The sequence below is a fragment of the Pontixanthobacter luteolus genome (assembly GCF_009828095.1).
GTDB classification, from domain to species: Bacteria; Pseudomonadota; Alphaproteobacteria; order Sphingomonadales; family Sphingomonadaceae; genus Pontixanthobacter; species Pontixanthobacter luteolus.
In genome coordinates this window covers 576023-589662 of record NZ_WTYP01000001.1, presented here as the reverse complement: position 1 = coordinate 589662, position 13640 = coordinate 576023, and the positions used below count along the sequence as shown (strand labels likewise).

Below are 13640 nucleotides of genomic sequence, written 5' to 3'. Positions count from 1 at the left end.
CGCTCAACAATAATTTTCGGTTCTGGTCAGGAAATCTTGCCCATGACGGACCCGACGCACTCACTAATTTCCTGCACGCTGAATGGCTTAGCTATGAAATGCATGTTTTCGACATTAATCTCGCGGCGCAACTGTTCTTCGGCATATCCGGACATAAACAGCACAGGCATGTCGGGATTGGTCTTGCGCAGTGCCTTGACCATGGTTGGGCCGTCCATTCCGGGCATCACCACATCCGACAGGATCAGGTCGAACTCGCCGCCATTGGCCATCGCGGCCAGACCTTCCTCACCATCGCTTGCAGTGGTGACGGTGTAACCGGAGCGGGTAAGCGCGCGCTCTGCAACCGCGCGAACCATGTCTTCGTCCTCTACCAGCAATACGCGTCCCCCGCCGGACCATTCGCTGGCCGGTTTTTCAGGGTTGGCTTCTGCTTTTTGCGGAACTGCGCCGTGGTGGACCGGCAGGTAGATCGTAAAGCGGGCGCCGCTGGGCCGCCCATCGGCGCCCGCAATGTTGTCTGCAAAAATGAACCCGCCGGATTGCTTGACGATCCCGTAGACCGTCGACAGACCTAGGCCGGTGCCCTTACCCTGTTCCTTCGTTGTGAAGAACGGTTCGAATATCTTGCCGAGCGCTTCTGGCGGAATGCCGCCCCCTGTGTCGGTCACGACGAGCACGGTGTAATCCGACACCGGGATAATCTCCGAACCCATCTTGCGCACGTCCTTGGCCATCACACGGCGCGTAACCATCGACAATTCGCCGCTGCCATCCCCGCGGGCCTGCATCGCATCGCGTGCATTGACCGCCAGATTGACGATCACCTGCTCCAATTGCTGCGGGTCTGCACGAACCGGGCCCAGATCGCGGTCGTGGCGCACCTTGAAGGTGATCTTGGCGCCCATCAGGCGGCGCAGCAATTGGCTCACCTCGCTCAACACATCCGGCAATTGCAGAACTTGCGGCCGCAGCGTCTGCTGGCGGCTGAAGGCCAGCAACTGCCGCGTCAGGCTGGCAGCGCGGTTCGAATTCGCGCGGATTTGCTGGATATCGTCATAATCGCTGTCGCCCGGCGTGTGGCGCAACAGCATAAGGTCGCAGTAACCGATAATCGCGGTGAGGACATTGTTGAAATCATGCGCCACGCCGCCCGCCAGCTGGCCAACGGCCTGCATTTTCGTAGCCTGCGCGACCTGGCGTTTGAGACGGGTTTCCTCAGTGGAATCGGTCAGGCTCAGCAATACTGCCGCTTCTCCCAATCCGCGCACACCGGCTAGGCCCAGCGAAACCGGGTCGTCGGGCTGGGTTTTCAGGCGGATCGCCATATCGCCATTGCTGGCCGGCCCCTTGCCGAACCGGCGAACCGCGTCGGAAAGCGCCGTCTTGTCTTCGCGCACCACCAGATCGGAGGGATATTGCGGTACGCCCTGACCGTCGCGGTCCACGGCGCGCAGAAAAGCATTGTTGCCGAACAGGAAACGCCCGTCCCGATCAGTCATCGCGAGCCCTAGCGGCAAGGCACCCAGCAGCGCCTCCAATTGCGGGGTCGCTGCGGTGTTGGCAGGTTCGCCGCCAGCCCCGATGCCAACGCCGCTTTCGATCAGCAGCATCAGCGATGCATCGCGCCCCCCAGCCGAAAGTGCAGGAGACGGCACAGCCGGGTCGTGCAGCGGCACCTGCACCAGTTGCTGCGGCGGCCCTTTGCGCCCCTCTCGCGCGAAAAAGATCCGGTCGCGGTCGTCAGTGCGCAGATAAGTCACGAATTCCTGACCGGCCAGAGTGGCCGAAGAATCCCCTGCCGCACGGTCGGCAAATCCCGCGCTGGCGGCAATGATGATGCCGTCATTTCCGACAAGTGCAGCCTCGATCCCGGCGCGGGAAAGCAATTGCCCGGTCAGCCCGCCAATCCAGTCGAGCACCGCGCCTGATGTATCCGCGCCGTCCACCCTGGTGAACCGCCAGATAAGATAGTCATCGCCGCGCCCGGCGCGTTCAGCCTGCGCGTGCCAGCCTGGATTACCGTCGGTTCGAACAAGGTCCGAAGCATCGGCCTTGCCATCGCGCCATGCCTCACGCGCGGTTCGCGTCAGCGCCTCCAGCGATGGACGGTCAAGCGGAAGGTTCGGCGGGGCAATGCCGGTGCCGAACCATTCGCTGAATGCAGTGTTGGCGCAGGTCAGGCGGTTGGCACGGTCTGTCACCGCGACCGCGACACCGTCCTGCTCGATTGCTGCGACGGTCACCGACCAGTCGGGCGGCGCGAGCTCTTCACTGGCAGGTACTGTCTGAAGCCGGCCAAAGGCAAATACCGCAGCGATCAGCGCCAGCACGCCGCCGCCATACACCGCGGCCAGCACGGTGCTGCCGCTGGCGAGCCACAAGATTGCGGTGCTGATTACAAAGGCCAGCGCCAACCCCGCAATGTAAACCAGTGAGCGGTTATCCAGCGTGCCGTCAGCCTGGCGCAGCAATTGCGCCTCCCCCGATTTTGTCATCCTTCTGAAGCCCCAAGACGTTCGTCCAGCCGTGCTTCCATCCTTTTAAGCCGCTTCTTGCGCTTTCTTGCAACTACGAACCGCCAAATGAGGCCCGCGATCAGATATCCGAGCGCCGCACCGATAACCGCGAGCACGACAAAACCGAAGATCGTCACCAAGACAGTTACGCCCGCGCCTTCGAACAATTCGATCAGCCATGCCCAACGGCCGCTGGCCATCTCGGTTTCAGCGGCCCCGCCAGTTGCCACCTTGTCAATCTTCAGGATGAAGCTGCCGATACGGTTGGCAACGACAGCCCAGAGAGGGAAGGTAAACGGGTTCGTGATGAAGGTCACAAGCGCGGAAAGCGGTACGTTTGCACGCGCCGGCAAAGCCAAAAACGCGGCGAGAAATATCTGTCCGACGGGAATGATGAAGCCGGCAAAAACGCCCAGCGCCACCCCGCGTGGGACGGAACGGCGCGTAAACCGCCACAGTTCCGGCGCAAGAAAACGATGCGCGATCGGCGCAAGGTACTTGTTGCGCGCCATTTCCTCACGCGTCGGCGTGTATTTGCGGATAATGTCCGCAAGGAAAGTCTTGGAGCGAAAATTTACCATTTGTGCGGGCGCCCAATGCGCTCGGTACCGCGCAAGCGCAAGGGTCCAGATGGGATTTTCGGCGAAGCGGTCATGTCAGGCGATATGGGTACCTGAACCCGGAAAGACCAGCGCGCGGATCAGCCTTTTTCGCGCAGCACGCGCTGCTTGTCGCGCTTCCAGTCGCGGTCCTTGATATATTCGCGCTTGTCCTGCGCCTTGCGCCCCTTGGCGAGGCCCAGCTCGACCTTGGCACGGCCGGTTTTGTTGAAATAAATCGATAGCGGCACCATCGTCATGCCCTTCCGCTCGACAGCGCCCATCAACTTGTTGATTTCGCGCTGGTTGAGCAACAACTTACGTGGCCGCTTCGGTTCGTGGTTGAGCCGGTTGCCGTGGCTGTATTCGGGAATGTTGGCATTGATCAGCCAGACTTCGCCATCCTTAGCCTCGGCGTAACTCTCGGCAATCGTCGCCTCGCCGGCGCGCAGGGCCTTTACCTCAGTGCCTTGCAGAGCAAGACCCGCTTCGAACTTGTCCTCGACCGCATAATCGAACCGCGCCCGCCGGTTTTCGGCGACCACCTTATGCTTGTCGAAGGTTTCAGGTTTGGGACGTGCCATGATGGGTGCGCATGTAGGGAGCAGTCCCCACTAAACCAACCCCGCATGTTCGAGCGCTTCGTCAACTGCCTTGCGGCTGGCATCGCTGGCATTCACCAGCGGCAGGCGCACATCGCATTCCACCCAGTCATGTACGCGGGTCAGCGCATATTTGACCGGCGCCGGGCTGGCATCGGAGAACATCGCATAATGGAGCGGAAACAGCCGGTCGTTGATCTCGCGCGCCTTCACCAGGTCATTCGCAGCAATTGCCTCGTGAAATTCGGCGCAAAGGGCGGGCGCTACGTTGGCGGTTACCGAAATGCAGCCCGCCCCGCCCGCTGCGGAATGCGGTAGCCACAACTCGTCATTGCCCGACAATTGGCAGAAATTCGCATCCAGACCCATTCGGTGGTCGGCCACGCGCGAAAGGTCGCCGCTGGCATCCTTGATCGCGACGATCCGGTCAGGATATTTGCTGACCAGTTCAACAACCGTCTCATCCTCGATATCGGTGACCGTCCGGCTCGGCACATTGTACAGAACGATCGGCAAATCGCTGTTTTCTGCGAGGAAGCTGAAATGCGCGATCAAACCCGCCTGACTTGGTCGATTGTAATATGGGGCAACGCACAGCCCCGCCGCAGCGCCAGCTTTCTGCGAGAAGTTCATATGCAACAGGGCATTGCGCGTATCATTGCTGCCGCAACCCGCGATCACCGGAACGCGGCCAGCCGCCTGTTCGATGCAAATTTCAATGACCCGGTGATGCTCCGCATTGGACAGGGTCGATGCTTCGCCGGTGGTGCCGCAGGGCACCAATGCCTTGCTGCCGGATTCGATTTGCCAGTCGACCAGCCTGCGAAAAGCAGCCTCATCAATCGATCCATCGCGAAACGGTGTCACCAGAGCCGGAATTGAACCCGAGAACATTTGCGTAATCCCATCTAAAGGCGCAAAAGAATCGAAAGAAAATTCGAACTTTCCCTGCGCACAGGCGTTTCATTCAGCGCCTGATAAGGAGCCGCCCCCTACTATGTCCAGCATGGACCTCAAACGACTGCCTCTAATCGCACTTCTCACCGTTCCGGCGCTGACCGCGTCTGCCCCCGCTTTTGCCCAGCCTGCAAGCAGCTGGGATCAAGCCCGCGCAGAAATGGTGGCCAAGGCACCAACCCGAATGGCCCAGGCTATCGACCGGTGGGAATTCCTGATCGGCAACGACCGGATGGGTTTCGATGACTATGCCGGTTTCGTGCTCGCCTATCCCGGTTTTCCGCAGGAAGCGAAACTGCGCATCCGTGCGGAAGATGCGCTGGACAACGAACCTGTCAGCTCGGAACGGCTGGTCGCCTATTTCGACGCAATGCCGCCGCTGACCAACAGTGCGAAGGCGCGGTACGCGCTTGCCCTTTCTGCCGTTGGACGAACGGAAGCCCGCGAAGTCGCGCTAGAGGCGTGGCGCGGCGGTGAAATGTCCGGACCATCCTCCGCCTATCTGGAGGGGCTTTTCGGTTCGCAGTTCACACAGGCCGACCACGACGCGCGGATGGATGCGCTGCTTTGGCAGGGTGATGTAGAGAGTGCACGGCGCCAGATCGCCAAGGTTTCGCCGGGCAAGCAAGACCTCTACATGGCGCGCCTTGCCTATTTGAAACGGGAAGAACCCGATAGCGTGGGCATCGCTGTTCCGGCAGAGGCCGCCCGCGACCCGGGCTATCTTTACAACCGCATCCGCCATCTCCGCGCCTCGGGACAGGGCAGCACTGCGGTGAACCTGCTTGCGAGCCGGCAAAGCTTCAGCGAAATTCCGTTCGATTCCGAAAGCCTGCTGACTGAGATGCTGCGCCTTGCCCGTACCGGCAATGCGCGCCAGTCACAGCAAATCGCGGCTAAGGTCGACGATATGTTCGTACAGGGCGCCGACATCAGCACGCTGAGCTATCGCATCCGCGACGATTACACGTCGCTCATGTGGCTTGGCGGAACCGACGCCATGTGGAAGCTGGGCGATCCGGATTCTGCAGCGCCGCTGTTCTACCGTTATGGTGCTGCCGCACAAACGCCGCAGACCCGGTCGAAAGGTTTCTATTGGGCAGGTCTGGCTGCACAGCGTGCGGGCGATATTGACGGCGCCAACCGGTATTACGAAATGGCCGCGAGCTATCCCGACCGTTTCTATGGCCTGCTTGCGCTGAACAAGCTGGGCCGCGATGTCCCTGCCCTTGCAAATAACGCCAACGCTGCACCGACCAGAGAACAAGCCGCTGCATTCAGCGCATCTCCGCTGGCCAATGCAGTGCGTGAGGTTTCCCGCGGTGCCCCGTGGCGCACCGGCATCCAGTTCTACCGCGCCGTTGCACAGCAGGCCGATACACTGGCTGAGCATGCGCTGGTGGCTGATCTGGCCCGCGAAACCGGACGGCGCGATCTTGCCGTAAACGTTGCAGAAGCGGCTGCGGCAGACGGTCATGATGAATTCGTCGCCCAGGGTTTCCCCACGCTCCAGACGCCTCCGGGCACGAACTGGACGATGGTTCACGCGATCTCGCGGCAGGAAAGCCAGTTTGCCCAGAACGCCATCAGCCACGCCGGTGCGCGAGGGCTTATGCAACTGATGCCGGGCACCGCCCGCGAACAGGCCGGAAAGCTGGGTATGCAATACATGTCGGCCAATCTGATCGACAGCCCGAGCTACAACATCCAGCTTGGTGATGCCTATTTTGCGCGGATGCTCGCCTATTATGATGGCGCCTATCCGCTGGCGATTGCGGCCTATAATGCGGGTCCGGGCAACGTGAACAAGTTCCTGCGCAGGAATGGCGATCCGCGGACCGGCAGTGTCGACTGGATCACCTGGATTGAACAGATTCCGATCTACGAAACCAAGAACTACGTGCAACGGGTGCTCGAAAACGCGGTCGTTTATGAACATCTCTATCCTGACAAGGCGCGCTATGGCACGCCGCGCAAACTAGAGACCTATCTGAACTGAGATAGCTCGGTGAAACCCGGCAACAATCCGATTACGCCAGCCGGAATGGCTGCGCTTAAGGCGCGCTATGACCATCTGCTCGGCACCGAAAGGCCCGAGATCGTGGAGATCGTCAGCTGGGCCGCCGGTAATGGCGACCGCAGCGAAAACGGCGATTACCTGTATGGCCGCAAGCGGATGCGCGAGATCGACCGCGAGCTAAAGCACCTCTCACGCCGGATGAAAGACGCGCGTGTGCTTGATCCGGCAGACCAGCCGGACAAGACGCGCGCGTTTTTCGGTGCCGTGGTGGAATTGGCGGACGAGCACGACAACCGCAGAACCGTGACCCTGGTCGGTGACGACGAACAGGACGCTGGCGCTGGCCTGATAGGATGGAGTTCGCCCATGGCGCGCGCGCTACGCGGGGCGGCGCTGGGCGACCTGCGCACGGTCAAGCTGCCGGCAGGGGACAAGGAATGGGAAGTCGTCGCGATTGACTATCCCGCGAAGTTGGACACTATCGCTTCGTGATCAACCACCGCGTCATGATCTTGCTGGCCATTGCGGCGTTGGCTGCTCCGGTTTCTGCAAGGGACAGCCTGGGCATTTTTGCCGATTGGGGTGCATTCCGGGACCCCGGTGTGCCGCGCTGCTATGCCATTGCCAAAGCCGCCCCCAGCACGCTGCAGCGCGACCAGCAACCCTATGCAAGTATCGGCACATGGCCAAAACGTAATGTACGCGGCCAGGTGCATCTGCGGCTCAGCCGGAACATTGCTGAAAATGCGCCGATCAGGCTCAGCGTCGGCGATAGCAGTTTTGAGCTTACCGGGTCCGGCGCGAATGCCTGGGCGCGCGACAAGACCATGGATGCAGCCATCGTCGCGGCGATGCGGTCTTCGCGGCGCATGACCGTCCGCAGCCGCGATGCGAGCGGCCGGAATTTCTCGAATACATACGATATGGACGGCGCTGCAACCGCGATGGATGCCGCCACAGTAGGCTGCGCCAGCATCCGCTGATCGCCCGCTTATCGCAAAGCTGGCAAAACCGTCTCAGCCGCACTATATGGCGCCCTCTCATGGCCGATACAGCACTCATGTCGATTCCGGGGCAAGTTGATCCCGTTCCTGTCGCGCGCGACATCACCCCGCGCAGCGACGGACGTACCGACTTGCTTGGCCTGCCGAAGGCGCGCATCCGCGAACTGTTCGAAGAGGCCGGTTTGGACCCGAAGCAGGCAAAGCTGCGTTCGAAGCAGGTCTATCACTGGCTCTATCACCGCGGCGTAACCGATTTCGACGCCATGACCGATATCGGCAAGACCATGCGCCCGTGGATGAACGAGCGTTTTGTCGTTGGCCGGCCCAACATTGTCGAGGCTCAGCATTCGTCCGACGGCACCCGCAAATGGCTGCTCAAGACCGATGACGGGCACGAGTTTGAAATGGTTTTCATCCCCGATGAAACACGCGGCACGCTGTGCGTTTCCAGCCAGGTCGGGTGCACGCTCAATTGCCGTTTCTGCCACACTGGCACGATGCGGCTGGTGCGCAATTTGACCCCCGGCGAGATTGTCGGCCAGGTCATGCTGGCACGCGATGCACTGGGCGAATGGCCAAAGGGCCGGATGGACATTGGCGACGACGAAAGCGAAACCGAATACCGTGCTGACGGGCGTCTCCTGACCAACATCGTGATGATGGGCATGGGCGAACCACTCTACAATTTCGATCATGTGCGCGATGCGCTGAAACTGGTGATGGACGGTGAAGGGCTTGCCCTGTCCAAGCGCCGGATCACGCTGTCGACCAGCGGCGTGGTTCCAGCAATGGAACGCTGCGGTGAAGAGATCGGCGTGAACCTGGCTGTATCGCTTCACGCCGTGACCAAGGAAGTTCGCGACGAGATCGTACCGATCAACAAGAAGTATGGGATCGAACAACTGCTGGAGGCATGCGCAGCCTACCCCGGCGCGTCCAATGCCCGCCGCATCACCTTCGAATATGTGATGCTCAAGGACAAGAACGACAGCGACGAAGATGCGCACGAACTGGTCCGCCTGCTCAAGCATTACGACCTTCCTGCCAAGGTAAACCTGATCCCGTTCAATCCCTGGCCCGGCGCACCGTATGAATGTTCCGCCCCGGACCGGATCAGGAGCTTCAGCAACATCGTGTTCGAGGCCGGGATCAGCGCGCCAGTGCGCACCCCGCGCGGACGCGACATCGATGCGGCTTGCGGCCAGCTGAAAACCAGCGCGGAGAAAAAGAGCCGCGCCCAGCGCGACCGTGAGGCTGAGGAGGCCGCATCGGCCGAGGCTCAGTCCGGCGAGTGAGCGACGAGGCGACTCTCGCCTATTACGAGCGTCAGGCGCCTTACTACACAGCGTCTACCGGCGAATTTCACCACCGCCACCTCGACCCATTCCTCGATCGGCTGGCCGAAGGCGCACGAATTCTCGAACTAGGCTGCGGCGCCGGGCGCGATGCCAGCCGGATGGCCGAACGTGGGTTCGATGTCGACGCGACCGATGGCGCAGCAGCAATGATCAAAAAAGCGAAAGAGCGGTTTGGCATCGATGCACGCCAGCTGCGTTTCGATCAGATTAGTGCCGTATCTGAATATGACGCGATCTGGGCCCATGCCAGCCTGCTCCATGCGACGAGAGCCAGCCTTCCCCAAATTTTGCAATCAATCCTGACGGCGCTGAAACCAGGCGGCTGGCACTTCGCCAATTTCAAGCTCGGAGATGCTGACCATCCCGGCGAAGGGCGAGACAAGCTGGGCCGGTGGACCAATTTGCCCGATGCAGATTGGCTTGTGGGCCGCTACCAGGATGCAGGCTTTATCATCGCAGAAACCGAACGCTATGAAGGCGGAGGCTGCGACGGGGTCCAGCGCGACTGGCTGGCCCTGACGGTGTGCAAGAACGAAATCTGACGCCGCACACCACGGGGAGGATAAAGAGGGGAGACAAGACGATGGAAGTTGAAGTCACGCATCTGCTCGCCGGAAAATCCCGCCCCTTTCGCGGCGAAGAAACGAGCGCGATCGCCAAGCTCCCCCTCACCGGGCCGCAGCATATCACCGAACTCGGGCTGGAAGCGGATGAGCAGGCCGACACCAAGGTGCATGGCGGGCCGCACATGGCGGTTCACCTGTATCCACTGGACCACCATGATTTCTGGCGCGGTGAAATCGGCGACCATCCATTGCTGAACGATGCTGGTGCATTCGGCAGCAACCTGGCCGTCAGCGGACTGACCGAAGATGCGGTCCATATTGGCGACCGGTTCCGCTTGGGTAGCGCGCTCCTTGAAATCAGCCAGCCCCGCCAACCCTGCTGGAAAATCGAGCACCGGTTCCGGCAGAAAAACATGGTTGCCACCATCCTGAAGTCGGGCCGATGCGGCTGGTATTTCCGCGTGATCGAAGCCGGGACCGCCGAGGCGGGGGACGCACTCCGAAGGGTAGTGACTGGATGCAGTGATTGGACTGTGGAACGCACTTTTTCAGCGATCTGGGGCAATCCCAATGCTTTTGGCGATAGCGAAATCGAACAACTCGCGGATTTGAAAACACTGACACCCAAATTACGCGAGAAAATGGCCGCGCGGATCGCGCATTGAGCCGCCCTTCCTTTCACGGCTGATCGGATTAGCGGCTCATTTCGGCGCAGAGTCCGCCCACAGCAGCGCCGTTCATCTGGCGTTGTGGACCTGATTGCCACCCCGCCCGTTACGATAGGCACAAGCATATCACCGGAAAGGCCATGCAATGAAAAAGACAATGATCGCAATCGCCGCAGCATCGCTGACGCTGCCCATATCTGCCCCGGCTCTGGCCGATCCACCCGCGCACGCCAAGGCATATGGCAAACGCGCCAAGGACCGCGCCAGCATTTATGATGACCGCGGGCGTTACTACGAACCGCGCCGCCTGAGCCGCAACGACCGGGTATGGCGCGGCGACAATGGCCGCTATTACTGCAAGCGCGACAACGGCACGACCGGTCTGATTATCGGCGCAGGCGTCGGCGCGCTGGCTGGTTCGGAACTGGCCGGCCGGGGCGACAAGACCCTTGGTGCAATCATCGGCGCGGTTGGCGGCGGCCTGATCGGGCGCGAGATTGACCGCGGCGAGCTACGCTGCCGCTAAGTCCGGCCGGCCGTTTCAGGCCCGTCTGTGAACGAATTGCTCCCCGCCGCGGCTTTGCCCGCTGCGGGGAGTCTTCGTTTGCCCCCTTCCCACGGCAATCAAACTATGGTGGAAGAATTCCATGAACCGGCCCGCCGTATTGATTACAGGAGCAGCCAAACGCATTGGCGCGGAAATCGCACGGGCATTCGGGAACGCCGGATGGCATGTGGTCATCCATTATGGCAGCTCGGCTGAAGAGGCCGAGGCCCTGAGCAGTGAGCTGCCGTCTGCCGAGGCGATCCACTGCGATCTGGCCGATAGCGACGCAGGCGTTGCGTTGATCAAACGTTTGTCGCAGCAGCTGGGTGACTGGCGTGTGCTGGTCAATTCGGCCGCGATATTTCGCAATGATGATGTAACCGCCCTCGATTCCCAAACGTATGACCGGGTTATGCGGATCAATGCCAAGGCACCGGCAAGGCTGGCACAGGCATTCCTGGAATATGCGCGGTCAGATGCCGGGCGAAGGGTGATCAATGTGACCGATCAAAAGCTCGAAAATCCCAATCCGGATTTCTTCAGCTATACGATGAGCAAGCACGCCCTTTCTGCCACCATCCCGATGCTGGCCCAAGGTGCGGCTGGCCCTGATGACCGTGTCTATGGCCTTGCCCCCGGGGCTATCCTGGCCAGCCACGATCAGACTGAAGAAGAAACAGAACGCTCGCATGTGATGAACCTGCTTGAACGGAAAACCGGCGCATCGGAGATTGCCGATGCCATGCTGTTTCTGGCGGAAGGCCATCTCGCTTCGGGCCAAACGCTGTTTATCGACAGCGGGCAGCATCTGTTGAACCAGCCGCGCGATGTGATCTACCTAGCCCGCGAAGATCGCGCCGAATGATGCAGCCGGAACGCAAACGCCACGGCCTGGTCACCCGCATCTGGCACTGGCTGAACGTGGTGTGCGTGATCGTGCTGTTCATGTCAGGCCTGAACATTTCGAACGCGCACCGGTATCTTTACTGGGGCAATTACGGGTTCGAGCCCGCCGATGCCTGGGCCTCTGTCATCCGCTTTCCCGGATGGGCCACCATCCCGGGATATTACGACCTAGCGGCGGCGCGCGACTGGCACATCCTGATGGCATGGCCGTTTGCATTCGGGCTGCTGGTGATGTGGGCCGCCATGCTGGTGAGCGGGCATTTCTGGCGCGATATCAGGACCACGCGGCGCGAATGGAAACCAGCGGCCATTCGCCGCGACATCGTGCAGCACCTTAAACTGAATTTCGATCACTCAAGCGGGCAGTATAATTTCCTGCAAAAGCTTGCCTACGGCCTCGTGCTGGGGGTGTTCTTACCGGGTATGATCCTGACCGGATTGGCGATCAGCCCGGGTTTCGAACCGAGCGCCCCGTGGCTGGTCGATGCGTTCGGCGGGCGGCAGAGTGCGCGCTCAATCCATTTCATATTTTCGTGGGCGATTTTCGCATTCTTCCTCGTCCATGTTTTGCTGGTCATCCTGTCCGGCCCGATCGGGCAGCTTCGTGGCATGATCACCGGCGGAACGGCCGGACCGGAGGAAACGCCATGAACGGTTCTATCGGCAGGCGCGGCGTACTCTCGGGAATGGGCCTGTTGTTTTTGGGCGCCTGTTCGAAAGTGGCCGACACCAAAATCGGCGGTTCAATGCTCGATTCAGCCGAGAAATGGCACCGCAAGATCCATCGCTCACTATCAGACAGGATGGCCCTCGCCCGCGAATATACGAAAGCCGATATTTCGCCGAATTTTCGCGGCAACGGATCACGCACCGTCGACACGCCTGAATATGCGGCCGCAATTGAAACCGGCTTCGCGGATTGGCGGCTTGAGGTTCGCGGACTGGTGGACCACCCGATGTCGCTCAGCCTCGATAACATACGCCGTCTGCCGCAAAGGACGCAGATCACCCGCCATGACTGCGTCGAGGGATGGAGCGCGATCGGTGAATGGACCGGCCCACAGCTATCGACGATACTGGAGGCTGCCGGGGTTCAGGACAGTGCGAAGTTCGTTGTCTTTCGCTGCGCGGACACGCTAGCGGGCAGCCGGTATTACGAGAGCGTCGACATGGTCGATGCCTATCACCCGCAAACCATCGTCGCACACGCGCTGAATGGAGAGCCACTGCCGGTCAAAAACGGCGCGCCGCTAAGGATGCGGATCGAACGCCAGCTGGGTTACAAGCACGCCAAGTATCTTACCGCGATCGAACTGGTCGATAGTCTCGAAGATATTGGCGACGGCGAAGGCGGCTATTGGGAAGATCGCTCCGGATATCAGTGGTACGCGGGTATCTGACCGGTCAGTCTGGATAGAGGCGGTTCATGACTGCCCAATCCTCTGCAATAATGTCTTCCAGAACGCTCAGGTCCACATCAGCCAGCTTGTTGATGTAAAGGCAGCTCTTGCCGCGCGAATGTTTTCCCAGCCGCGCAAGCTGTTCGTCGCGGCGTTTTCCGGCCTGCTCATCGCAGTAACCGCCCATCAGATACAGCGAATGCTTTGCCTTGCGGGGACTGAACCCGGCCCGCATCCATGTGACATCGCGCCCGCTGGCATACTTGGTGCTGTAACTGCCATAGCCAATGATCGACGGGCCCCACATTCGCGGAGCTTCGCCCGTAACTCGGCGAAATATCTCGTCCAGCCGCCTCGCATCTTCCTGTTTCGCGTCAGGCTGCACTGCGGCGATGAACTCTTCAGGCGCTACATCGGTCGGTGCGGTTTTGGCGTCGCTCATTCCCTGCTCCTCTTCCCGTTCGGCAGAGTAGCGCGCCTAGTATTTGCAGCAA

At 60.6% G+C, this 13640-nt stretch carries 15 protein-coding genes; 10 read left to right on the top strand and 5 right to left on the bottom strand.

Annotation, left to right across the window (positions count from 1 at the left end):
* Positions 1–26: 26 nt before the first annotated feature.
* From GRI43_RS02815 to dapA, 4 genes are all read right to left on the bottom strand, one after another.
* Complete coding sequence (locus tag GRI43_RS02815; RefSeq protein WP_160729573.1) at positions 27–2498, bottom strand: hybrid sensor histidine kinase/response regulator; 2472 nt, start codon at positions 2496–2498, stop codon at positions 27–29.
* Entirely contained in the window at positions 2495–3100 is a 606-nt protein-coding gene (locus GRI43_RS02810) for a DUF2062 domain-containing protein (RefSeq protein WP_160729572.1), read from the bottom strand. The genes GRI43_RS02815 and GRI43_RS02810 overlap by 4 nt, the downstream gene beginning before the upstream one ends.
* 119 nt (positions 3101–3219) lie before the next feature.
* Entirely contained in the window at positions 3220–3702 is a 483-nt protein-coding gene (gene smpB, locus GRI43_RS02805; RefSeq protein ID WP_160729571.1) for an SsrA-binding protein SmpB, read from the bottom strand.
* 30 nt (positions 3703–3732) lie between these two features.
* Positions 3733–4614: a 4-hydroxy-tetrahydrodipicolinate synthase gene (gene dapA / locus GRI43_RS02800; RefSeq protein ID WP_160729570.1), complete on the bottom strand. Its 882-nt coding sequence runs from the start codon at positions 4612–4614 to the stop codon at positions 3733–3735.
* Positions 4615–4717: 103 nt separating this feature from the next.
* Between dapA and GRI43_RS02795 the strand changes: the two genes are divergently transcribed.
* From GRI43_RS02795 to GRI43_RS02750, 10 genes are all read left to right on the top strand, one after another.
* Positions 4718–6676: a lytic transglycosylase domain-containing protein gene (locus GRI43_RS02795; protein WP_160729569.1), complete on the top strand. Its 1959-nt coding sequence runs from the start codon at positions 4718–4720 to the stop codon at positions 6674–6676.
* Positions 6677–6685: 9 nt separating this feature from the next.
* A complete protein-coding gene (locus tag GRI43_RS02790) occupies positions 6686–7189 on the top strand; it encodes a GreA/GreB family elongation factor (protein WP_160729568.1) in 504 nt (167 codons plus the stop codon).
* Positions 7186–7680, top strand: coding sequence for a hypothetical protein (locus GRI43_RS02785; RefSeq protein WP_338089998.1), 495 nt, complete (start codon positions 7186–7188; stop codon positions 7678–7680). The genes GRI43_RS02790 and GRI43_RS02785 overlap by 4 nt, the downstream gene beginning before the upstream one ends.
* A 59-nt stretch (positions 7681–7739) precedes the next feature.
* On the top strand, positions 7740–8996 hold the full coding sequence (rlmN, locus tag GRI43_RS02780; protein WP_160729567.1) for a dual-specificity RNA methyltransferase RlmN: 1257 nt from the start codon (positions 7740–7742) through the stop codon (positions 8994–8996).
* Entirely contained in the window at positions 8993–9601 is a 609-nt protein-coding gene (locus tag GRI43_RS02775) for a class I SAM-dependent methyltransferase (RefSeq protein ID WP_160729566.1), read from the top strand. The genes rlmN and GRI43_RS02775 overlap by 4 nt, the downstream gene beginning before the upstream one ends.
* Before the next feature lie 41 nt (positions 9602–9642).
* Positions 9643–10290: an MOSC domain-containing protein gene (locus tag GRI43_RS02770; RefSeq protein ID WP_160729565.1), complete on the top strand. Its 648-nt coding sequence runs from the start codon at positions 9643–9645 to the stop codon at positions 10288–10290.
* A 148-nt stretch (positions 10291–10438) separates the two neighbouring features.
* Positions 10439–10819, top strand: a complete 381-nt coding sequence (locus GRI43_RS02765; protein WP_160729564.1) for a glycine zipper 2TM domain-containing protein — start codon at positions 10439–10441, stop codon at positions 10817–10819.
* A 121-nt stretch (positions 10820–10940) separates the two neighbouring features.
* Positions 10941–11705: an SDR family oxidoreductase gene (locus GRI43_RS02760; RefSeq protein WP_160729563.1), complete on the top strand. Its 765-nt coding sequence runs from the start codon at positions 10941–10943 to the stop codon at positions 11703–11705.
* Positions 11702–12397 carry a cytochrome b/b6 domain-containing protein gene (locus tag GRI43_RS02755; protein WP_235903584.1) on the top strand — a complete coding sequence of 232 codons (696 nt, stop codon included), beginning with the start codon at positions 11702–11704 and terminating at the stop codon, positions 12395–12397. The genes GRI43_RS02760 and GRI43_RS02755 overlap by 4 nt, the downstream gene beginning before the upstream one ends.
* On the top strand, positions 12394–13146 hold the full coding sequence (locus GRI43_RS02750; RefSeq protein ID WP_160729562.1) for a molybdopterin-binding protein: 753 nt from the start codon (positions 12394–12396) through the stop codon (positions 13144–13146). The genes GRI43_RS02755 and GRI43_RS02750 overlap by 4 nt, the downstream gene beginning before the upstream one ends.
* A gap of 4 nt (positions 13147–13150) precedes the next feature.
* On the opposite strand, the gene GRI43_RS02745 is transcribed toward GRI43_RS02750, so the two are convergent.
* On the bottom strand, positions 13151–13588 hold the full coding sequence (locus tag GRI43_RS02745) for a DUF1801 domain-containing protein (protein WP_160729561.1): 438 nt from the start codon (positions 13586–13588) through the stop codon (positions 13151–13153).
* Between the last annotated feature and the right edge of the window lie 52 nt (positions 13589–13640).

Bases quoted from the DNA above. Each gene is read 5' to 3' on its own strand.
- GRI43_RS02815 (WP_160729573.1), bottom strand. From the start codon at position 2,498: ATGACAAAATCGGGGGAGGCGCAATTGCTGCGCCAGGCTGACGGCACG.
- GRI43_RS02810 (WP_160729572.1), bottom strand. From the start codon at position 3,100: ATGGTAAATTTTCGCTCCAAGACTTTCCTTGCGGACATTATCCGCAAA.
- smpB (WP_160729571.1), bottom strand. From the start codon at position 3,702: ATGGCACGTCCCAAACCTGAAACCTTCGACAAGCATAAGGTGGTCGCC.
- dapA (WP_160729570.1), bottom strand. From the start codon at position 4,614: ATGTTCTCGGGTTCAATTCCGGCTCTGGTGACACCGTTTCGCGATGGA.
- GRI43_RS02795 (WP_160729569.1), top strand. From the start codon at position 4,718: ATGTCCAGCATGGACCTCAAACGACTGCCTCTAATCGCACTTCTCACC.
- rlmN (WP_160729567.1), top strand. From the start codon at position 7,740: ATGGCCGATACAGCACTCATGTCGATTCCGGGGCAAGTTGATCCCGTT.
- GRI43_RS02770 (WP_160729565.1), top strand. From the start codon at position 9,643: ATGGAAGTTGAAGTCACGCATCTGCTCGCCGGAAAATCCCGCCCCTTT.
- GRI43_RS02765 (WP_160729564.1), top strand. From the start codon at position 10,439: ATGAAAAAGACAATGATCGCAATCGCCGCAGCATCGCTGACGCTGCCC.
- GRI43_RS02760 (WP_160729563.1), top strand. From the start codon at position 10,941: ATGAACCGGCCCGCCGTATTGATTACAGGAGCAGCCAAACGCATTGGC.
- GRI43_RS02755 (WP_235903584.1), top strand. From the start codon at position 11,702: ATGATGCAGCCGGAACGCAAACGCCACGGCCTGGTCACCCGCATCTGG.
- GRI43_RS02750 (WP_160729562.1), top strand. From the start codon at position 12,394: ATGAACGGTTCTATCGGCAGGCGCGGCGTACTCTCGGGAATGGGCCTG.
- GRI43_RS02745 (WP_160729561.1), bottom strand. From the start codon at position 13,588: ATGAGCGACGCCAAAACCGCACCGACCGATGTAGCGCCTGAAGAGTTC.